Here is an 18,853-nt window from a genome sequence, read left to right as displayed (position 1 = left end):
GCGGGCGTCATAGGCTGACTTGCCGTACGCCCTGTTCCGGGCGCCTGCCCAGTCGGTAGGCACCCCGGAACCATGGCCCGACGTGCCGGTTGCTCCTATCGGAATTCCCCGAACGAGCAACACGGAGGGCGACGAAGGCGATGTTCTGCAAACACGATCTGGAACGGCTCCTGACCGTCGATGCCGCCCCGGCGGTGTCCATCTTCCTGCCCACCCACATCGCCGGGCGCGACATCCGCCAAGACGTGATCCGGCTGCGCAACCTGCTCGCCAAAGCCCAGGACCAGCTGTGCGAGAAACACGGCCTGCGCCGGCCCGACGCCGAGGCGTTCCTCAAGCCGGCCTCCGACCTGCTGGAGCAGAGCGAGTTCTGGCGCCACATGGACCGCGGTCTGGCCATCTTCCTGGCCAAAGGGGTGTCGGCCATCCACCGCGTGCCCGTCGAGTTGCCGGAGGAGGTGGCCGTCAACTCCCGCTTCACGCTGCGGCCGCTGCTGCCGCTGCTGGCGGACGATGGGGCCTTCATGATCCTGGCCGTCACCGCCGGACGGACCCGCCTGTTCTGTGCGACCCGCCACGGCATCGCGGAGGAGGACGCCGACCTGCCGCAGGGTGTCGCGGAAATCCACGCCGAAACCAATTACGAGAACAACCTGCATTCCGCCCCGCCGGCCCGCCATGCCGACCGCACGGACCGCGGCGGCGTGTCGATGGTCAAGACGCACAACTTCGGCGAGGACCCCGAGGGGCTGCGCAAGGCCCATCTCATCGAGTATCTCGGGCGGGTCGCCGGCCGCGTGCGCGATCACCTGAAACCGTTCAGCGGTCCGCTGGTTCTGGTGGCCGACGAGGAGATCCAGGGGCATCTCCGCAAGGACGCGCATCTTCGGGGGGTGTTGGAGGAGGGGGTCGTGACGAACCCCGACGCCCTGGAGATCGAAGACCTGCACCGCCGCGCGTACGCGGTGGTCCGGCCGATGTTCGAATCGACCCGGCGGACGGCGGTGGAACGGTTCAACGCCCTCTACGGAGACCGCAACACGGCGGAGCGGACGACGACGCGGGCCGAGGACGTGATGGTTGCGGCGCGCGAGGGGCGGGTCGGGGTTCTTCTGGTGGCCGAGAACGGCAAGGTCTGGGGCCACTTCCGGGAGGACTATCACCGGGCCTTCCCGTTGCACCACGAGACGGACGGCGCCATCGACCTCGTCGAGGAGGCCGCCACGGAAACGCTCCTGCGCGGCGGCGAGGTGCATGTGGTGACCAAAGAGGAATTGCCGTCCGGGGCTTCGACCGCGGCGATCCTGCGCTTCTGATCCAGGGCTTTTTTTGCAATCCACCGCTAGGCGGGGTGGCGTCCGATGGCGCCGCCCCGTCGTCGTTTCACCGTCAGGGGGGCGCCTTGCTGGGTTTGCCGGTGGGCGCCTTCCCAGCGCGGTAAATGTCCGCCGGGTCCCAGACGGCACCGTGACGCCGCCGCTTGCCGCCGGTTGCCGTCTCGGCCTTGGCACGGGGCTTGACGGCGGCCTTCAGAACCGCCTTTCCGACTGGCAGAACCGCCTTGCCGACTGGCGCCGCGGGGACGGCCTTCGACGCTGCCGGGACCGTCAGGACGATCCCCTCCCGCGGGAAAGCCTTCGTTGGCGCGGCGGTCGAGGAGACGATGTCCGTTGACCCGCCACCCTCGTCATCCCGTGTGTCATGCAGGTGGGGCGACAGGGAACTCAGGAGCGACAGAAGCTCGTCGCCCACCCCCTCCGGTGCCGCCCGCCACAAGCGAAGCATGCGCGCCTCGCGGCGGCTGATCGAGCTGTCGCTGAGCCGGGCGTTGTCCGCTGCGGTCGCCTTTGCGGCGGGGGCCTGCGGGTCGTCGTAGCAATCGAAGAAAAAGCTGACGGGAACGTCAAGTACCTGTCCTAGGCGATATAGCGTTCCGGCGGAAATACGGTTGGAGCCTCGCTCGTACTTCTGGACCTGTTGAAAGGTCAGGCCGATGGCTTCGCCCAGCCTCTCCTGGCTCATGCCCAGTAAGGTGCGGCGCATGCGTACGCGCTGTCCGACATGAGCGTCGACCGACCAGGACTCGGGTGATCCGCGTCGCCCTCTTTTGCGTACCGCAGGTTCGCTCATGGACCCGGGACTCCAATGCTTGCGAATAAATATGTAGGATTTGAGAATGTCGGTAGGATTGTTCACACAGAACTATCCGACAGGCAAGCGGAATCTGTGAAATTACTGCGCCGGTGCCATGACTTGGACAGGCATAATGGCATATGGAGTCTCTGGCGCCCTTGTCACACCGGGATGCTGAAAACGCTGATTGCGGTGTTCTTTCGGCAGCGCGCGTGCCGGTTGCGTGGCCGGTGCCCGCGGCGGCAGGGAAACAAACGGGGGGAATGGCGGCGGCGAACGTACCGAATATGTCGAATTATGGGGATTCTGAGTCCGCGGGTTGGTGTGGAAACACTTTGATAATCAAATTCGGATAGGTCGCATGGGATAGAGTTCGCGCCACGGGCAGCGCCGGGCCGGCAGCATCGGGCCGGCGGGGCCGGTAGGCGGCGATGATCGGCGGCGACGCTCCCCTGCGCCGCCGGATCGCAATCAAAGGATCAGGTCGATGCAGACAAGCAGTCTGGCGGGGCGCTTCAAGGTCGGAACCCGCATTTACTTCGGTTTCCTGGTGGTTCTGCTGCTGCTGGCGGTGGTCGTCGCCATCGGCGTGCGGGGGCTCGGGGTGGCGCGCGACGGCTTCGAATCCTACGCATCGGTGAGCAATCACTCGATCCAGGTCAGCGCCATCGACGCGCAGGTCGCCCAGATGCGTCGCCTCGCCTTGACCTTCAACACGTTCGGCGACCCGAAGGTGGCGGACCAGGTGCGCGCCGTCCAGGCGACCCTCGTGAAGGACCTGCGGGGCGCGCTCGACGGAACGACCGGTGAGCGTCGCGCCCTGCTGGAGCGGATGAACCAGATTTTCGCCAGCTACGTGGCCGACTTCAACACGCTGGCGGAGCTTCGCCTGCGCCGCGACCGCCTCTACGCCGAGCAGCTCGTCCCGGCGGGCGAGAAGGCGCGGGAGACGGTGTCGCAACTCGTCTCCGCCCTGATCGCCGACGGCGAGCACGAGGCGGCGGCCAACGCCGCCCTTGCCCAGGAACAGTTCCTGATGGCGCGGCTGGCCGCGTCGCGCTTCTTCACCAGCCCGAACGAGTCGATCATCGCGGAGGTGTCGGCCCGCGACGACGCCTTCGGCGAGGCCATTCGCCGGGCGACCGAGCGGCTGAGCAACCCGGCGCGCCGGGCCGCGGCGCAGGCCGCCGACCAGCTCGCCGACCGCTACGTCTCCCTGTTCCGCGAGACCGCCACGGTCATGCTGGAAAACACCCGGCTGGTCGACGTGATGGGCGCCCGCGGCGTCGAGTTCGCCGACCTTTCCGACCGCACCGTCGCGATCGAGGGCAAGGAGCGTGACGCCGTGCTGGCCGACACCACCGGCAGCATGGACCGCACCCTGTCGGCCAACATGACGATCGCGGCCGGCGCCTTCCTGTTCGGCCTGCTTCTGGCCTGGGCGGTGGCGCGGTCCATCGTGAAGCCGGTCGTGTCGATGACCGAGACGATGACGAACCTCGCCGACGGCGACCTGACGGTGACCATCCCGGCGCTGGCCAACCGCGACGAGATCGGGCGGATGGCCCAGGCGGTGCAGGTGTTCAAGGACAACGCCATCCAGAAGAAGGCGATGGACGAGGCCGAGCGCGAGCGCCTGGAGGCCGAACGCCGCGCCGACGAGGCGCAGCGCGCCCGCGAGACGGCGATCGGCGAGGAGATCGCCGCGCTGATCGACGGCGTGTCGAAGGGCGACCTGTCGCGCCGCCTCGACCTGACCGGCAAGGACGGCTTCTACCGGACGATGTCGGCGGGCATCAACCGCCTGACCGACACGGTGGAGGCGGTCATCGCCGACCTCGGCGCGGTGCTCAGCGCGCTCGCCCAGGGCGACCTCAACAAGCGGGTGGAGCGCGACTATCAGGGCGCCTTCCAGACGCTGAAGACCGACGTCAACACCACCTCCGCCAAGCTGTCGGAGATCGTCGGCCAGATCCTGCGCGCCACCGACGCGATTTCCGGCGCGGCGTCCGAGGTCTCGCTGGGGTCGAGCGACCTCGCCGAGCGGACGGAACAGCAGGCATCGTCGCTGGAGGAGACGGCGGCGAGCATGGAGGAGCTGGGGGCGACCGTACGCTCCAACGCCGACAACGCCCAGCGCGCCAACGGCATGGCCGCCGACGCCCGCACCGCCGCGGAGTCCGGCGGGACGGTGGCGGACTCGGCGATCGACGCGATGAAGCGCATCGAGGCGTCGAGCCGCAAGATCACCGACATTATCGGGGTGATCGACGAGATCGCCTTCCAGACCAACCTGCTGGCGCTGAACGCGGCGGTCGAGGCGGCGCGGGCCGGCGACGCCGGGCGCGGCTTCGCCGTGGTGGCGCAGGAGGTGCGCAACCTCGCCCAGCGCTCCGCCCAGGCGTCCAAGGAGATCAAGGGCCTGATCCTCGACAGCGACAGCCAGGTGAAGGACGGGGTGGAGCTGGTCAAGAAGGCCGGCGACGCGCTGGAGGGCATCGTGTCGGGCGTCCAGCAGGTCGCCGGGCTGATCGCCGAGATGGCCTCGGCGTCGAGCGAGCAGGCGGCGGCGCTCGACGAGATCAACGCCACCGTCTCGCAGATGGACGAGATGACCCAGAAGAACGCCGCGCTGGTCGAGGAAACCACCGCGGCCGCGCAGTCGCTCGCCAATCAGGCGACGGACCTGCGGTCGCTGGTCAGCTTCTTCAAGCTGGACGCCGCGGCCTTCATGGCGGCTCCCGCCGGTCATCAGGGCGGCGGGGCTCCGGCTCTGCGGCGCAGCATCGCCCCGACCAAGCCGGCGCCGGCCAAGCCCGCCGCCCGCAAGGCGGCGCCTCCGGCCCGTCCGGCGGCGGGCAAGGCGGCCTCGGCGACCCTCCAGCGCGCTTCCGCCGACGAGGACGATTGGAAGGAGTTCTGACCGGCCCTTTCTGAAAAAAGGCGTGCGATGGAAAGGGCGGCGCGGACGTTTGTCAGGGTAGGCCATCACACCAACCGGGAGTGACGAACCCATGACCGCGCGCCGCCTCAACTCCGTGAAATTCATGGTGCCCCTGGTCCTTGCCGGCGCCCTGTGGGCTGGGCCGGGTGGGGCCGCCGACACGCCGCCCCCACCCGGCGCCGCACCGCCTCCTCCCGGCGCGCCCTCCACGCCGGGCGAGCAGGCCCGCCAGGGGGTGGAGCTTCTGATGAAGGCTTTGGAGGGGTGGGTGCGGCAGGTGCCGCTGTTCGCTCCCCCCGAAGTCACGCCGGAGGGCGACATTGTCATCCGCCGGCTCGACCGTTCCCGTCCGGCACCACTCAATCCGGCACCGGCCGAACCCCCGAAGTCCGAACCCCCGGTGCCGAACGCGCCGACCGACCTGTAAGGCGGTGGCTAAGCCCGATACAGCCGGTCACGCAGCGCGGCGATGTGGTTTCCGATGCCCGGCGGAGCCTTCGAAAAGGCTTAACGGCGCCTTAATTCATGGTTAATAACGAGTTAACAGCCGTTCGCGAGCCGAACAGAGGCCGCATCGGCCTGTCTGCGTGACCGGCTGTATCGGCCTTGCCGCTCCGCCGGTCAGCCGGCGTGCCAGGGGCCGCCGGGACGGGCAAATCCTTCGACCTGATCACGCAGCTTCTGGATCTGCGACGGGGTAAGGGCGAGGCCGAGCCTCGCGGCGAAGGCGGCGGCGAGGGCGCCCCGCGTCGGGCGCTCCCCCCGGTCCGACAGGGCGCGGTACAGCTCGAACGCCGCGGCGTAGCGCCGCAAGGCTTCCGGACGGCGGCGCAGTTGGGCCGCCTGCGGGGTGGCGGCGGCGTCCAGATGGGCTTCCAGACGGCGCAGGGCGTCCGCCGCCGACAGGGCGGGCAGGGGAACGGGCGGGTCCGGTTCCCGTTCGGGCTGGCCGATGGCCGCCTTGGCGCGGTGCCGACGCTGGCGCAAGCGATCCTCGTTGCGCAGCCGCTCCGCATAGGCGGGATCGTTGCGGCGCCGTTCGGTGCGGGTCCGGTTGGCGCGGGCGTTGCGTTCCTCCCGGTCCGCGCGGCTCTGCGGATCGCTGAGAAGGAAGGCAAGCTCCTCCGCGGTCAGGCGCAAGGAGTCGGTGTCGTTTTCGGCATCCATGCCGAAAGCAACGTCTCAGCCACCGACATCGATCCATGCAACCGAAGAAGGTCACAGACGGCGCATTCGTCGGATCGCGTGGTCGGCTCCATGCCCTGTCGCGCGGCCGTTGCGGCGTTTCCGGCCACGGCGATTTCGCTGTCCATCGCAACGGCGCCTCGTGCTAGAGAATGCCCCCGACACGAGACGTCACCCATTTCACAGCAGACGGGACCCGGCCGGCCATGACCCCCAGGCAAGCCCTCCAGCAGCGCCTCGCCGCCCTGGACGCGCATCTCCGCGCGGAAAACCCGAACCTTCTCCCGGTCATCCCGACCTTCCGCAATTTCGACCGGGTCCTAGTCCGGCTGGGCCTGCTGGGGCCGCACGAGTCGCTGACCACGCGCATCCCATGGTGGCCGATGATCGCGGTGCTGGGCACCTTCTCCGCGGGCAAGTCCACCTTCCTCAACGGCTATCTCGGCGCGCCGCTGCAGAGCACCGGCAACCAGGCGGTGGACGACAAATTCACGGTGATCTGCCACGGCCCGGAAACCCGGCGGGAGGCCCTGCCGGGCACCGCGCTGAACGCCGACCCACGCTTTCCCTTCTACCGGATCGCCGACGAGATCGAGAAGGTCGCGGCGGGCGAGGGCAAGCGCATCGACAACTACCTGCAGCTCAAGACGCTGTCCGGCGACCGGGCGCGCGGCAAGATCTTCATCGACTCGCCGGGCTTCGACGCCGACGACCAGCGCCGCTCGGTGCTGCGGCTGGTCGACCACATCGTCGAGCTGTCCGATCTCGTGCTGGTCTTCTTCGACGGACGCCACCCGGAACCGGGGGCGATGCAGGACACGCTGAAGCATCTGGTGGCGAAGACGGTGGACCGCGCCGACGCCCGCAAGGTCTGCTACATCCTCAACCAGATCGACACCACGGCGAAGGAAGACAATCTGGAGGCGGTGTTCGGCGCGTGGCAGCGCGCCATCGCCCAGGCCGGTCTGGTGTCGGGCCGCTTCTACGCGCTCTACGACAGCACGTCGGCGGTCGCCATAGCCGACGACGCGGTGCGCGCCCGCTACGAGGCGCGGCGCGACGCCGACCTCGCCGAACTCCAGGTGCGCATCAACGAGGTGGAGGTCGCCCGCGCCTACCGCATCGTCGGCATGATCGACAGCCTCGTGAAGGAGCTGAAGGGCGAGATCGTCCCGCAGCTCGCCGCGGCGATGAAGCGCTGGCGCAAGCTGGTGCTGATCGGCGACGCGGTGTGGCTGGCCCTGCTGGCCGCGCTGTTCGGCGGGATCGCCAGCCTCGCCGGCGGGGACACGGTGTCGGCCTTCCTCACCTGGCTGACCCAGTCGCAGCCGGCCTGGGCCGGCGGCCTGCCGGTCGGGGTGCTGGTGGCGCTGGTGGTGTTGGCCGGCCTGTTCGGCGCCGGCCATTTCTGGCTGCGCTCCTTCATGGCCCGCCGGGTCGCCCGCAGCCTGCCGGAGCGTTACGGCGACGTGGACCTCAACCTCCAGCAGGGCTTCCTGCGCAACACCCGCTTCTTCCGCTCGATCTTCCGCAAGAAGCCGGTGGGCTGGAGCAGCGGTGCCGAAAAGCGCATCTTCTCCATCCGCGAGGCGGTGGCGGAGCATGTCCAGCGCATCAACGACCTGTTCACCGACCCCGCCGGGCGGCGCAACCGCGCCCCGGCGGAGTGAGCGGGCGTTCGCAGGAGAACATCGTGGGGCGGGCGATGGCGGGGCGGCGGTGTCTTCTGGCCCTGCTCCTCCTGCTGGCGGCGTTCGGACCCGTTCGGGCGGCCCCGCTCGACTCGGCCCTGGATCTGGTCACCGGCAACGATTTCGCCCCTTTCACCGGGGCGGATGTGCCGGAGGGCGGCCTGCTGACCGAGATCGTGCGCCGCGCCTTCGACGAGGTCGGGTTGCGTTACGGCGTGCGCTTCATGCCCTGGCGCCGCGGCTACGACGGCGTGCTGGCGGGCAGGTTCCTCGACACCTTTCCCTATGCCCGCACGCCGGACCGCGCGATGGAGATGCTGTTCTCCGACCCGCTGCTGGAGGTGCGGCAGCTCGTCCATCTGTCCACCCACAGCGGCATGGTGTTCCGCTCCCCGGAGGATTTCCGCGGCCGCACGGTCTGCGCGCCGGGCAGCTACGCGCTGCCGCGGGAAAGCCCGGCGGATCTGGCGGCCTGCGTTCGGATGGTCGCTTCGGGCCGTGTGGACGCCTTCGTCATCGACGAATTCACCGGGCGGAGCGCGGTGGCGAAGGCGATGGCCGGGGACGAGATCCGTGTCGCCTCCTTGCCCTACGCCCGCGCCGGGCACCACCTGATTCTCTCCCGTTCGTTGCCGGAGGCGGCGGCGATCCTGGTCGCCTTCAACGCCGGATTGAGGAAATTGAAGGATGGCGGCGCGTTCGAGGAGATTCTGCGCCGCCATCTGTCCGCCGCGCCGTGAGGCGTTTGGCGTCGAAGGGGGCAGAACACGCCGAATGGGCGTAACGTTTGCGCCATGCGGCATTGCCAGCGCGACGCAAAGTGCTATAAACGCGCGGACTCGATCTTGGAAAAGGGGCGTGGCCCGTGGCCATCGACGCTTCCGTTCTGGTCCTGAACGGACCGAACCTGAACATGCTGGGCGTGCGCGAACCGCACATTTATGGCTCCATGACGCTTGACGACCTGGAAGGCGCGTGCCAGGAACGCGCCGAACAGCTCGGGCTGGCCATCGATTTCCGGCAGTCGAACCACGAGGGCGAACTCGTTTCCTGGATTCAGCAGGCGCGGACGGAGCATGACGGCATCGTCATCAACGCCGGCGCCTACAGCCACACCTCCGTCGCCATCATGGACGCGCTGATCCTGTCCGAGCTGCCGATCGTCGAGGTGCATCTCTCCAACATCTACAAGCGTGAGGCCATCCGCCACCATTCGCACATTTCCGCGGTGGCCAAGGGGATGATCTGCGGCTTCGGCCCTCACGGGTATCTGCTGGCGCTGGACGCCATGGCGAATATCCTCGAGCGCGACTAAGGAACACGGGAAAAACGAACACCATGGCAAGCTTCGACATCGACGGCGATCTGGTCCGCAAGCTCGCGGATCTCCTGCGTGAGACGGGCTTGAGCGAGATCGAGTTTGCCGAGGGCGAGAAGCGGATTCGCGTCACCCGCCCGACGGCCGCCCAGGCGGTGGCCGTGCACGCTCCGGTCGCCGCTCCCGCCCTCGTCACGGCCCCGGCCGCCGCCCCCGCGGGCAAGCCCGCCAGCCATCCGGGCGCGGTCACCTCGCCGATGGTCGGCACGGCCTACGCCGCGGCGGAACCGGGCGGCACGCCCTTCGTGCGCGTCGGCGACACGGTGAAGGCCGGCCAGACCGTCCTCATCATCGAGGCGATGAAGGTCATGAACCCCATCAAGGCCCCGCGGGGCGGCACGGTCGTCGAGATCCTGATCTCCGACAGCCAGCCGGTGGAGTTCGGCGAAGTCCTTATGATCATCGAGTGAGCGGGGATCATCCCTTGGCGATGTTCGAGAAGGTCCTGATCGCGAACCGCGGTGAGATTGCTCTGCGCATCCACCGCGCCTGCCGCGAAATGGGCATCCAGACCGTGGCGGTGCATTCCACCGCCGATGCCGATGCCATGCACGTCCGCCTCGCGGACGAGAGCGTGTGCATCGGCCCCGCGTCGGCCCGCGAAAGCTACCTGAACATTCCGGCGATCCTGTCGGCGGCGTCGATCACCGGGGCGGACGCGATCCATCCCGGCATCGGCTTCCTGTCGGAGAACGCCCAGTTCGCGGAGATGGTGGAGGAGCACGGCTTCACCTTCATCGGCCCGACCGCGGAGCACATCCGCATCATGGGCGACAAGGTCACCGCGAAGAAGACGGTGATGGAGCAGGGGCTGCCGGTGGTTCCCGGCTCCGACGGCCCGGTGCCGACGCTGGAGGAGGCGGAGAAGATCGGCCGCGAGACCGGCTATCCGATCCTCATCAAGGCGGCGGCGGGCGGCGGCGGCAAGGGCATGAAGGTCGCCCGCAACCCCGACCAGCTCAAGGAAGCCTACCAGCTCGCCCGTGGCGAGGCGCGCGCCGCCTTCGGCAACGACGAGGTCTACATCGAGAAGTATCTCGGCAAGCCCCGGCACATCGAGATCCAGCTTCTCGGCGACGAGCACGGCAACTGCGTGCATTTCGGCGAGCGCGACTGCTCCGTGCAGCGCCGTCACCAGAAGGTCATCGAGGAAGCCCCGTCGCCGGCTCTGAACGCCGAGCAGCGCGCCTTCATCGGCGATCTGGCGGCCAGGACGGCGGCGGCCATCGGCTACCGCGGCGTCGGCACCATGGAGTTCCTGTTCGAGGACGGGCAGTTCTACTTCATCGAGATGAACACCCGCCTGCAGGTCGAGCACACGATCACCGAGATGATCACCGGCATCGATCTGGTGCGCGAGCAGATCCGCGTGGCGACCGGCGCCCCGCTCGGCTACGGCCAGGCGGACATCCGGTTCCAGGGCCATTCGATCGAGTGCCGTGTGAACGCGGAGCATCCGGAGACCTTCATCCCGTCGCCGGGGAAGATCGACGGCTACCACGCGCCGGGCGGCCTGGGCGTGCGTGTCGACTCGGCGCTCTACGACGGCTACCGCATCCCGCCGCATTACGACAGCCTGATCGCCAAGCTGGTCGTCCACGGCACCACCCGCAACGAGTGCCTGATGCGGCTGCGCCGGACCATCGAGGAATATGTGATCGGCGGCGTCGACACCACGCTGCCCCTGCACCAGCGCATCATCGCGCAGCAGGCCTTCATCGACGGCAACTACGACATTCACTGGCTCGAGCAGCTGATGGGCATGAAGAAGTAATCGTTTGTTTGGCTGAATGAAAAAGAGCCCTTCTTCCCGATGGGGAGGACGGGCTCTTTTCGTTCGTGTGAGCGCGGGATTCTTGCGGGCAACCAAGTCTTCACGGATTGCGCGGATTTGAGCACGGATGACACGGATTTCTTTGGGCTTGCTCAGCCCTCGCTGATCGAACAGGCCCGCGCTAGGCGCGAATAGAGAAAATCCGCGAAATCCGTGTCAAAATCCGCGCAATCCGTGAAAACCCTGTTGTCCCCCGAGAATCCCGCACCCCACCGTCACGGCGCCGCGGTCAGCAGCGCGTCGCGGCGGCAGCGGTCCACCACCTTGGCGCCGCAGGGCATGAAGGACAGGTCCTTGTTCAGGCACAGCCGCACCTCGGCCACGTCGCGCTTGGCGCAGATCAGCGCCACCGACTCCGGTTCCAGCCCCGGATTGGCCTGGACGAACAGGCGTTCCACCTGGGTCGCCGGGATTGACAGATCGGACTTCGGGGCCTGCAGCGCCTCGGGGATCTTCACCTTGGCGAAGGCCTTGCGGACCTGCGCGAAATAGTCGGTGACGGGCAGGCCGCTGCAGGTGCCGTGCTTCGTCCATTGATGCACGATCAGCCCGACGCTGGGCATCACCGGCATGGTGGCGTCCACCACGGCGCGGGGGACCGTGCGGTCGCGGGTGCAGGTGGCCGGATAGCCGCCGTTGCTGTATTGCGGCCACAGGCCGTGGACGATGAAGCCGAACTTGCGCTCCACCCCGCACTGGTCGGGATCGGCGTCGCCCTGATTCTTGGCGCAGTGGGTGGGCGACCAGGACAGGCTGAGCACATAGTAATCGAAAGTGCCGGGCTCCGCCTTGCGCTGCGCCCATGACGCGCCGGTCATCGAGAGAAACGCAACCACCGATACGATGATGGCTGACAGAACCGTCTTCATGTTGGAACTCCTGCGATGAACACCTCTTTCCGTTGCATACCATGGTGGGAACCACCTGTCGCGCGGAAGTGGTGCGCTGAGATAACGTTGCGGGGGTGAGGGGGCAAACGGCTATAGTGTCCGCGATGATCGAGCTGTCCGCATCGCTGCTTCTGCGCGCCTACGCCGCCGGCATTTTCCCGATGGCGGAGAACGCCGACTCCGAGGAGCTGTACTGGTTCGATCCGGAGCGGCGCGGCGTCTTGCCGCTGGAGGGCTTCCACGTCCCGCGCAAGCTGCGCAAGACGGTGCGGCGCGGCCCGTTCGAGTTGCGCTTCGACACGGCCTTCCGCGCGGTGATCGAGGCCTGCGCCGAACCGACGCCGGACCGCCCGAAGACCTGGATCAACGGCGACATCCTGCGGCTCTACACCGAATTGCACGAGCGTGGCTGCGCCCACAGCGTGGAATGCTGGAGCGGCGGCCAACTCGTCGGCGGCCTCTACGGCGTCGCGCTGGGCGGCGCCTTCTTCGGGGAAAGCATGTTCAGCCGCGTCACCGACGCCAGCAAGGTGGCGCTGGTGCATCTGGTCGCCCGACTGCGGGCGGCGAGTTACACGCTGCTGGACGCGCAATTCGTGACGGAGCATCTGAGCCAGTTCGGCGCTATGGAGATCCCGCGCGCCGAGTACCGCCGCCGGCTGGCGGCCGCCCTGGCTGTGCCGACGGACTTCTGCGGCGTCGACCAGGAGACGGCCATCACGGGGTTGTTCGGCGCGGAGGGCTGAGGGCGTCGCTCTCGCTTCGCCTCAGTCGCCCTCGCAGGACAGAACCCAGACATCGTAGATCGGGTGCTCCATCGCCGACAGGGCGGGGCTGGAGGCGAACATCCAGCCGCTGAACACCGGTTCGGCCTGCTCGCCGGGCTTGTTCTCGATCACTTCGAGGAAGGCGGCGGTTTCCGGCGTCTCGATCGGCGGGTTCTCCTTGCAGGCGCGCAAGGTGATGCGCAGGCTGCCGAGCGCCCTGGTCTCGCCGACCGCGATGGTGAAGGTCGAGGTGCGGGCGGTGATCTTGTCCAGCCCCTGCAGCTTGGCGGCGGGGCGGCTGACCATATCCTCCGGCACCGGAGCGGCGGCGGCCGGGCTGGTCAGGCTCACGGCAGGAAGGCAGAGCAGCGCGGCCGCCAGGGCCGCGCCGCGAGCGCGTTTGCCAACGATCGGGCCGATGAGGCTTTTCGGAGTCGTCACTGGGATCGTCGTCACTGGGGATCGCTTCCGTGATGTCGAACGGCGTGGGCCGGAACCCGACAGCCTTCTATCCCGGAAGCGGCGCCCCGTCTACTCCGTGCCGGCTTTGTTGGGCCGGCTTTACTGGACCCGCTTTACTGGGTGATGCTGCCGCTGGGGCGGCTGCCGCCATAGGGGGCGTTGGTGGACGGGCCACTGGTGCCGTTCTTCTCCTCGACCTTCTGGGTGGCAGTGCCGGCCCCGGCCCCCGCGGCACCGCCGACCACCGCGCCGACCGGGCCGCCGATCACGGCGCCCGCCGCAGCCCCGCCCAGCGCGCCGCTGGCGGCCTTCTCCTCGGTGTTGACGCCGCAGGCGGCGGCGAGCAGGGCGAGGCCGAGAACCAGGAAACGGGCTTTCATCGCTGATCTCCTCTGTGATGGGTCTGGCGTGATGTGTGCCGTGATGGGTCTGGGAGAGGAAACGGCAGCGTGGCCGCGGCTGTTCCGAAGGGGGGTGGGGAAAAGTGGGTGACCCAAACGAAAAAAGGGGCCGTGAGGCCCCTTCGTTCGTCGTGTCTTGTGCGCTTCGCTTACAGCTTGGGCGGTTCGCCGCCCTCCTGGCCCGGTTTGCTCATGTTCTGCAGCGAGAAGATGACCTGACCCAGAAGCTGCTCGATGCCGGGGGTGCTCTGCGTGTATTCGACGCGGCCGTCCGGCTTGAGCATGTCCTCTTCGCCGCCAGGCTCCAGCGACAGGAACTTGCCGCCCAGCAGGCTTTCCGAGGCGATGACCGCCGCGGTGTCCTTGGGCAGCTTGATGTCCGGGTGGATCGACATGTGCACGACCGCCTGATAGCTCTTCGGGTCGAGCGTCAGTTCGGTGACCGATCCCACCTTCACGCCGCTGATCCGCACGTCCGCCCCGCTCTGCAGGCCGGAGATGCTGGTGAAATTGGCGGTGAGGGCGTAGCCGCTCACCTTGCGCAAATCGGCGCTGGTGTAGGCGAAAGCCAGAAAAAAGCCGGCCACGGCGAGGACGACCCCGCCGAGCACGGTTTCAATCACATTGCGGCGCATGAGAAATTCCTAAGGGACCGCGCGGGCGTCTCAGCCCGGAGTCCAGGGTTCGTAATCGCCGGTGGCGCGCACGCGCTGCCCGCCCGCATACTGATGCCCGGGCGGCCGGTAGGCCTGGAGCGAGCCGGACAGGTTCGGCAGATGCTCCTTCTGCCACGGCTTGTGGAAGGCGCTGTTGCCTTCCGGCAGCGGCTCCTTGGTGGTGTGGTGGAGCCAGGAATGCCATTCCGGCGGCACCTTGGAGGCATCCGGTTCCCCGGCATAGATCACCCAGCGGCGTTCCTTGACGCCGGCGATCTTGCTCGGGCAGCGGTAATAGGTATTGCCGAAGCGGTCGGTGCCGACCTTGTTGCCCCGGCGCCAGGTGACAAACCGGATGTGGATGTTCGCCATCCAGGTGATCAGGGAGATCTTCTCGCTCATCGTCGCTCGCGGTCGGTAAGCCATTCGGCCGGACGGGCTGGCCGGTTAAACGCGGGCGGCACTATGACACCCCCGGCCACGCTCGTCCACAGACTCTGCAACGTCTTTTCCCGCCTGACGGATTTGCCCTCAGGCGATGCGCCGGTCGGACAGCAGCAGGCGCAGCGCGAAACCCAGGAACAGCACCCCGGCGACGCCGTCCAGAACCGCGCGCACCCGCGCGCTGGACAGCGCGCGCCGCGCGGCACCGGCGCTGAGGGCCGCGACCCCCAGCAGGTAGAGGCCGCCGATCCCGCCGAGGATCGCGCCCAGCAGGAAGATCTGCAGCGCGACGTGGCCGAGCGCCGGTGCGACGAATTGCGGCACGAAGGCGAGATAGAACAGGATGACCTTCGGATTCAGCAGGTTGGTCAGCAACGCCTGGAGGAAGACGCGGTGCGCCGGGGCCGACTCGGGCTTGGCCGTGGCTTCCTCCGCGCGGCCGCCGCGGCCGAAGCCGCTCCGCAGGGCGCTCCACAGCGCCCGCCCTCCGATCCAGCCCAGATAGGCGCCGCCGGCGTAGCGCAGCACGTCGAACAGGGTCGGCGAGGCGGCGACCAGCGCCGAGATGCCGGCGGCGGCGAGCAGCGCGTGGATCAGGTTGCCCAGCGTGATGCCGGCGGTGGCGACCACCCCGGCGTTGCGCCCGTCCATCACGCTGCGCGACAGGACGAGCAGGGAATCCGGTCCCGGCGCCAGCGTCAGGACCAGCGCCGCGACGAGGTAGAGCTGAAGCAGGTGCGGGTCGAGCGGCAGGGACATGGGACTTTCTCCGTCAGTCGGGCCAGCGCCGGTGCAGCCAGAGCCATTCGGCCGGGCGCTCGCGAATCCATTGCTCCAACAGACCGTTCAGGCGCTCCATCAAAATGCGCACATCAGCGTTGCGGTCACCGGTGTTCGGCGGTTCCACCGGCGGCAGGACGGTGATGCGGAAGCGCGCGCCGTCCAGCCGTTCCGTCCGCGCCGGCACCAGCGGGATGCCCAGCCGCAGGGCGAGCTGCGCCGCCGCCGGGGCGGTCATGGCGTCGCGCCCGAAGAAGGGGACCGGCATGCCGTCGTTCATCTTCTGGTCGATCAGCATGCCGACATGCCCGCCCTTGGTCAGGGTGCGCAGAAGCGTGCGCGCACCCTCCGGCCCCTTCGGAATGTGCGTGCCGCCGGCGGCCCCCCGCAACTCGGTCAGCAGCCGGCCGACATAGGGGTTGTTGGGCGCGCGGTAGACCACCGCCAGTTCCATTCCCATCTTGCGGGAGCAGACGGGCTTCACCTCCCAGTTGGCGAAATGGCCGGACACCAGGATGCCGGCCCGCCCGTCGTCGCGCAGGGCGTCGATGTGCTCGCTCCCGATCACCTCGGTCCGGCCGCCGGGGCCGTACTCGCCGATGGCGTCGAGATGCGGATACTCGGCGATGACACGGCCCAGATTGTCCCACATGCCAAGGACGATCGCGTCGATCTCCGCGCGGGATTTTTCCGGGAAGGCGCGCTCCAGGTTGCGGCGGGCGGTGCGGGTGCCGCGAAGGCGCGGGCCGACGGTCCGTCCGATCCAGCCGCCGAGCGCCGAGGCGCGGTCGAGCGGCAGGGCGCGGAACAGGCCGCAAAAGCCGTGGACGAGGACGGCCTCCAGCGGGTAGCCGACCCGGCGGGTCAGCCAGGACACCAGGGGGCCGCGCGGCTTAGCCATGGGGAACTCCAGTCGGAAGCGCGGTCAGGAGGGGGGTGAGCAGGCGGTCGAGGGCGGCGGGCTCCCGCCAGACGGCGCGCACCGGCACCGCCCGGACCAGGGCGCGCAGAGGGTCCGGCAGGCGGACGGCGTCCTTCACGGTGGTGACCGGCAGGGCGCCCAGCGCGTCGGCGCGGTCGACCAGCGCCATCACCTCTTCGGGGCGGTAGGGGTGATGGTCGGCGAAGGCGACGCGCTCGACCACGCGGGCGCCCAGCGCCTCCAGCGTGGCAAAGAACTTCTCGGGCCGCCCGATTCCGGCGAAGGCCAGGACCGTCCGACCGGCCAGGGCGCGGGCGTCCTCGGCCGGTTCCAGCCGGGCGTGCAGGACGGGCAGGGCGCCGGCCAGGCGGCGCTCCACCCCGGCGCGGTCCTCGCCCAGCACCACGACGGCCCCGGCGCGGGCCAGCCCTCGGGTCACCGGCTCGCGCAGCGGGCCGGCCGGGACGAGATGGCCGTTGCCGAAGCCCACCGCCCCGTCCACCACGATCAGCGACAGATCCTTGGCGAGGCCGGGATTCTGGAAGCCGTCGTCCATCACCAGGACGGAGGCACCTGCGGCGACCGCCGCCCGCGCCCCGGCGGCGCGGTCGCGCGCCACCCAGCAGGGACCATGGGCGGCCAGCAGCAGCGCCTCGTCGCCCACCGCGGCGGAGTCGTGGGTGCCGAGGTCGACGGCCAGCGGGCCGCGCTCCCGTCCGCCATGGCCGCGGGTGAGGAAGGCGGGGGCGACGCCGCGGGCGCGCAGGGACTCGGCCAGGGCGATGCAGATCGGCGTCTTGCCGGCCCCGCCCGCCACCAGATTGCCGACGCAGAGGACCGGGACGGCGGCCCGTTCCGGATTCCCCGACGCCATGCGCAGTTGCCCGGCCAGCCCGTAGAGCGCGCCCAGCGGGGCGAGCACCCAGCCCAGGGCCGCCCCGGCGAACCCGCCGGACCCGTACCAGAAGCCGGGAGTCCTCATGCCGCGGGCCGGACGCTGCCCACGCCCAGGACGGGGGAAAGCGCCGCCAGCGCGCGGTCCACGATCCGCCGGTTGCCCTCGGTCACCGCGGTCGCCCCGGCGGCGACGCAGGCGCGGGCGGATGCGTCGGTCAGCAGGCGGCCGACCGCGTCGGGCAGCGCCTCCGCTCCGGCCACCGGCAGGGCGCCCCCGGCGGCTTCGAGCTGGCGGGTGATCTCCGCGAAGTTCCACATGTGCGGGCCGTAGAGGACCGCGCAGCCGAGCAGGGCCGGCTCCACCGGGTTCTGGCCGCCGTGCGGCACGAAGGACCCACCCATGCACACCACCGGCGCCAACCGGTAAAAGAGCCCGACCTCGCCCATCGTGTCGGCGATGTGCACGGCATCGGTGGCGGCGGGCAGCGTGCCCTCGCCGCGGCGCGAGACCGTCAGGCCGCGTCCGCGCAAAAGCTCCGCAATGTCGGGGCCGCGATGGGCGTGGCGGGGAAGCAGCATGGTCAGCAGGCCGGGCAGGCGCGGGGCCAGTGCCTCGTGCACGGCGGCGGCCAGTTCGTCCTCGCCGGGGTGGGTGCTGGCGAGCAGCCAGACGGGGCGCCCGGCACAGGCCGCGCGCAGCGTTTCCAGCGCCGTGGGGTCGGCGGGCGGCGGCTCGGCGGAGAATTTCAGGTTGCCGACGCTGACGACGCCACGCGCGCCCAGCCGGCGCAGACGGTCGGCGTCGCCGTCCGACTGGGCCAGCGTGACCTGGAAGGTGGAAAGCAGCGGCGTGATCAGGCCCGACGCGCAGCGCCAGCGGGAGAAGGAGCGTTCCGACATGCGCGCGTTGACCAGGGCCGCCGGAATGCCCCGCGCCCGCACCGCGGCCAGCAGGTTGGGCCAGATCTCCGATTCCGTCCACAGCACCAGATCGGGTCGCCAATGGTCGAGGAAGCGGTCCACCGCGGCGGGCAAATCCACCGGCACATACTGATGAAAGGCGCGCTCCGGCAGGCGGCGGGCCATCAATTCCGCCGAGGTGACCGTGCCAGTGGTCATCAGGACCGTCAGGTCCGGCGTCTCGTCGAGCAGCCGGTCGATGAGGACGAGGACGGAGTTGGCCTCCCCGACGCTGGCCGCGTGAATCCAGGCGAGCCGTCCGGGCGGGCGCGGGCGCGCGGCCGTGCCGAACCGTTCCCCCCGGCGGGCGGAGTCCTCCTTGCCGGCGGCCAGCCGCCGCTCGAGATACAGACGAACCGCCGGCCCGGCGAGGGTCGTCAGGCCGCGGTAAAGTGATTGAAGCATGCGGGTCGAAACGCCATCCGACAAAACCAACGCGGCCCGGTTTCCCGGCCGCGGTCCCCTCCACGTTAGCACGGAGGGCGGTGGCAGAGGTAAGGCTTTGCGCT

Annotated in this window: 19 protein-coding genes and 1 pseudogene; 9 read left to right on the top strand and 11 right to left on the bottom strand. The window is 69.2% G+C overall.

All coding sequences use genetic code 11. The annotated features are described in order from the left end of the window. Nucleotides 1-140 precede the first annotated feature (140 nt). Nucleotides 141-1,316 carry a baeRF3 domain-containing protein gene (locus JJL56_RS20800; RefSeq protein WP_145626807.1) on the top strand — a complete coding sequence of 392 codons (1,176 nt, stop codon included), beginning with the start codon at nucleotides 141-143 and terminating at the stop codon, nucleotides 1,314-1,316. Nucleotides 1,317-1,866: 550 nt separating this feature from the next. Here JJL56_RS20800 and JJL56_RS20795 read toward each other — a convergent pair. Then, nucleotides 1,867-2,130 (bottom strand): annotated as a pseudogene (locus JJL56_RS20795) (helix-turn-helix domain-containing protein); the annotation flags it as partial. A gap of 490 nt (nucleotides 2,131-2,620) precedes the next feature. Here JJL56_RS20795 and JJL56_RS20790 point away from each other — a divergent pair. Beyond that, complete coding sequence (locus JJL56_RS20790; RefSeq protein WP_200486131.1) at nucleotides 2,621-5,056, top strand: methyl-accepting chemotaxis protein; 2,436 nt, start codon at nucleotides 2,621-2,623, stop codon at nucleotides 5,054-5,056. A 91-nt stretch (nucleotides 5,057-5,147) separates the two neighbouring features. Then, complete coding sequence (locus JJL56_RS20785) at nucleotides 5,148-5,504, top strand: hypothetical protein (RefSeq protein WP_145626811.1); 357 nt, start codon at nucleotides 5,148-5,150, stop codon at nucleotides 5,502-5,504. Between the two features lie 194 nt (nucleotides 5,505-5,698). On the opposite strand, the gene JJL56_RS20780 is transcribed toward JJL56_RS20785, so the two are convergent. Further along, nucleotides 5,699-6,244, bottom strand: a complete 546-nt coding sequence (locus JJL56_RS20780; protein ID WP_200486130.1) for a hypothetical protein — start codon at nucleotides 6,242-6,244, stop codon at nucleotides 5,699-5,701. 224 nt (nucleotides 6,245-6,468) lie between these two features. Between JJL56_RS20780 and JJL56_RS20775 the strand changes: the two genes are divergently transcribed. The 5 genes from JJL56_RS20775 (at nucleotide 6,469) to accC (ending at nucleotide 11,105) form a co-directional block, all read left to right on the top strand. Further along, the gene (locus JJL56_RS20775; protein WP_145626815.1) at nucleotides 6,469-7,932 is read left to right on the top strand and encodes a dynamin family protein; all 1,464 of its coding nucleotides are present in this window, start codon (nucleotides 6,469-6,471) and stop codon (nucleotides 7,930-7,932) included. Continuing rightward, nucleotides 7,929-8,693, top strand: a complete 765-nt coding sequence (locus tag JJL56_RS20770) for a substrate-binding periplasmic protein (RefSeq protein WP_345772615.1) — start codon at nucleotides 7,929-7,931, stop codon at nucleotides 8,691-8,693. Before JJL56_RS20775 ends, JJL56_RS20770 begins: the two co-directional genes overlap by 4 nt. Before the next feature lie 125 nt (nucleotides 8,694-8,818). Then, entirely contained in the window at nucleotides 8,819-9,268 is a 450-nt protein-coding gene (aroQ, locus tag JJL56_RS20765) for a type II 3-dehydroquinate dehydratase (protein ID WP_014241158.1), read from the top strand. A 23-nt stretch (nucleotides 9,269-9,291) separates the two neighbouring features. Next, nucleotides 9,292-9,741: an acetyl-CoA carboxylase biotin carboxyl carrier protein gene (gene accB / locus JJL56_RS20760; RefSeq protein WP_200486129.1), complete on the top strand. Its 450-nt coding sequence runs from the start codon at nucleotides 9,292-9,294 to the stop codon at nucleotides 9,739-9,741. 20 nt (nucleotides 9,742-9,761) lie between these two features. After that, the gene (gene accC, locus JJL56_RS20755; RefSeq protein WP_145674416.1) at nucleotides 9,762-11,105 is read left to right on the top strand and encodes an acetyl-CoA carboxylase biotin carboxylase subunit; all 1,344 of its coding nucleotides are present in this window, start codon (nucleotides 9,762-9,764) and stop codon (nucleotides 11,103-11,105) included. A 275-nt stretch (nucleotides 11,106-11,380) separates the two neighbouring features. On the opposite strand, the gene JJL56_RS20750 is transcribed toward accC, so the two are convergent. Then, the gene (locus JJL56_RS20750) at nucleotides 11,381-12,034 is read right to left on the bottom strand and encodes a ribonuclease T2 family protein (protein WP_200486128.1); all 654 of its coding nucleotides are present in this window, start codon (nucleotides 12,032-12,034) and stop codon (nucleotides 11,381-11,383) included. 125 nt (nucleotides 12,035-12,159) lie between these two features. Here JJL56_RS20750 and aat point away from each other — a divergent pair, with 125 nt between their 5' ends. Beyond that, nucleotides 12,160-12,801 carry a leucyl/phenylalanyl-tRNA--protein transferase gene (aat, locus tag JJL56_RS20745; RefSeq protein ID WP_200486127.1) on the top strand — a complete coding sequence of 214 codons (642 nt, stop codon included), beginning with the start codon at nucleotides 12,160-12,162 and terminating at the stop codon, nucleotides 12,799-12,801. 21 nt (nucleotides 12,802-12,822) lie between these two features. Here aat and JJL56_RS20740 read toward each other — a convergent pair whose 3' ends face one another. The 8 genes from JJL56_RS20740 to JJL56_RS20705 all read right to left on the bottom strand — a co-directional run bounded on the left by JJL56_RS20740 (nucleotide 12,823) and on the right by JJL56_RS20705 (nucleotide 18,749). Next, nucleotides 12,823-13,278 (bottom strand): DUF2155 domain-containing protein, encoded by a 456-nt coding sequence (locus JJL56_RS20740; RefSeq protein ID WP_247889513.1) that lies wholly within the window; start codon nucleotides 13,276-13,278, stop codon nucleotides 12,823-12,825. 119 nt (nucleotides 13,279-13,397) lie between these two features. Then, nucleotides 13,398-13,664 carry a hypothetical protein gene (locus tag JJL56_RS20735; protein WP_145626823.1) on the bottom strand — a complete coding sequence of 89 codons (267 nt, stop codon included), beginning with the start codon at nucleotides 13,662-13,664 and terminating at the stop codon, nucleotides 13,398-13,400. A gap of 170 nt (nucleotides 13,665-13,834) precedes the next feature. Further along, a complete protein-coding gene (gene mlaD, locus JJL56_RS20730; protein WP_114859011.1) occupies nucleotides 13,835-14,320 on the bottom strand; it encodes an outer membrane lipid asymmetry maintenance protein MlaD in 486 nt (161 codons plus the stop codon). Between the two features lie 30 nt (nucleotides 14,321-14,350). After that, the gene (locus JJL56_RS20725) at nucleotides 14,351-14,743 is read right to left on the bottom strand and encodes an NADH:ubiquinone oxidoreductase subunit NDUFA12 (protein ID WP_109067800.1); all 393 of its coding nucleotides are present in this window, start codon (nucleotides 14,741-14,743) and stop codon (nucleotides 14,351-14,353) included. Nucleotides 14,744-14,872: 129 nt separating this feature from the next. Continuing rightward, nucleotides 14,873-15,544 (bottom strand): LysE family translocator, encoded by a 672-nt coding sequence (locus JJL56_RS20720; RefSeq protein WP_145626825.1) that lies wholly within the window; start codon nucleotides 15,542-15,544, stop codon nucleotides 14,873-14,875. Between the two features lie 13 nt (nucleotides 15,545-15,557). Then, nucleotides 15,558-16,466, bottom strand: a complete 909-nt coding sequence (locus JJL56_RS20715) for a lipid A biosynthesis lauroyl acyltransferase (protein WP_145626826.1) — start codon at nucleotides 16,464-16,466, stop codon at nucleotides 15,558-15,560. Then, nucleotides 16,459-17,469, bottom strand: coding sequence for a tetraacyldisaccharide 4'-kinase (gene lpxK / locus JJL56_RS20710; protein ID WP_200486126.1), 1,011 nt, complete (start codon nucleotides 17,467-17,469; stop codon nucleotides 16,459-16,461). Before lpxK ends, JJL56_RS20715 begins: the two co-directional genes overlap by 8 nt. Further along, complete coding sequence (locus tag JJL56_RS20705; protein WP_200486125.1) at nucleotides 17,466-18,749, bottom strand: 3-deoxy-D-manno-octulosonic acid transferase; 1,284 nt, start codon at nucleotides 18,747-18,749, stop codon at nucleotides 17,466-17,468. The genes lpxK and JJL56_RS20705 overlap by 4 nt, the downstream gene beginning before the upstream one ends. Between the last annotated feature and the right edge of the window lie 104 nt (nucleotides 18,750-18,853).

Source organism: Azospirillum aestuarii (genome assembly GCF_016632405.1).
Taxonomy (GTDB): domain Bacteria; phylum Pseudomonadota; class Alphaproteobacteria; order Azospirillales; family Azospirillaceae; genus Azospirillum; species Azospirillum aestuarii.
Note: the sequence above shows the minus strand (reverse complement) of the source record. Positions and strands in the feature narration are given on the sequence as shown.

Coding starts and splice junctions, on each gene's coding strand:
- JJL56_RS20775 (WP_145626815.1), top strand. CDS start 6,469: ATGACCCCCAGGCAAGCCCTCCAGCAGCGCCTCGCCGCCCTGGACGCG.
- JJL56_RS20715 (WP_145626826.1), bottom strand. CDS start 16,466: ATGGCTAAGCCGCGCGGCCCCCTGGTGTCCTGGCTGACCCGCCGGGTC.
- lpxK (WP_200486126.1), bottom strand. CDS start 17,469: ATGAGGACTCCCGGCTTCTGGTACGGGTCCGGCGGGTTCGCCGGGGCG.
- JJL56_RS20785 (WP_145626811.1), top strand. CDS start 5,148: ATGACCGCGCGCCGCCTCAACTCCGTGAAATTCATGGTGCCCCTGGTC.
- JJL56_RS20705 (WP_200486125.1), bottom strand. CDS start 18,749: ATGCTTCAATCACTTTACCGCGGCCTGACGACCCTCGCCGGGCCGGCG.
- JJL56_RS20725 (WP_109067800.1), bottom strand. CDS start 14,743: ATGAGCGAGAAGATCTCCCTGATCACCTGGATGGCGAACATCCACATC.
- JJL56_RS20750 (WP_200486128.1), bottom strand. CDS start 12,034: ATGAAGACGGTTCTGTCAGCCATCATCGTATCGGTGGTTGCGTTTCTC.
- JJL56_RS20735 (WP_145626823.1), bottom strand. CDS start 13,664: ATGAAAGCCCGTTTCCTGGTTCTCGGCCTCGCCCTGCTCGCCGCCGCC.
- JJL56_RS20800 (WP_145626807.1), top strand. CDS start 141: ATGTTCTGCAAACACGATCTGGAACGGCTCCTGACCGTCGATGCCGCC.
- JJL56_RS20720 (WP_145626825.1), bottom strand. CDS start 15,544: ATGTCCCTGCCGCTCGACCCGCACCTGCTTCAGCTCTACCTCGTCGCG.
- mlaD (WP_114859011.1), bottom strand. CDS start 14,320: ATGCGCCGCAATGTGATTGAAACCGTGCTCGGCGGGGTCGTCCTCGCC.
- aat (WP_200486127.1), top strand. CDS start 12,160: ATGATCGAGCTGTCCGCATCGCTGCTTCTGCGCGCCTACGCCGCCGGC.
- JJL56_RS20780 (WP_200486130.1), bottom strand. CDS start 6,244: ATGGATGCCGAAAACGACACCGACTCCTTGCGCCTGACCGCGGAGGAG.
- accC (WP_145674416.1), top strand. CDS start 9,762: ATGTTCGAGAAGGTCCTGATCGCGAACCGCGGTGAGATTGCTCTGCGC.
- accB (WP_200486129.1), top strand. CDS start 9,292: ATGGCAAGCTTCGACATCGACGGCGATCTGGTCCGCAAGCTCGCGGAT.
- JJL56_RS20790 (WP_200486131.1), top strand. CDS start 2,621: ATGCAGACAAGCAGTCTGGCGGGGCGCTTCAAGGTCGGAACCCGCATT.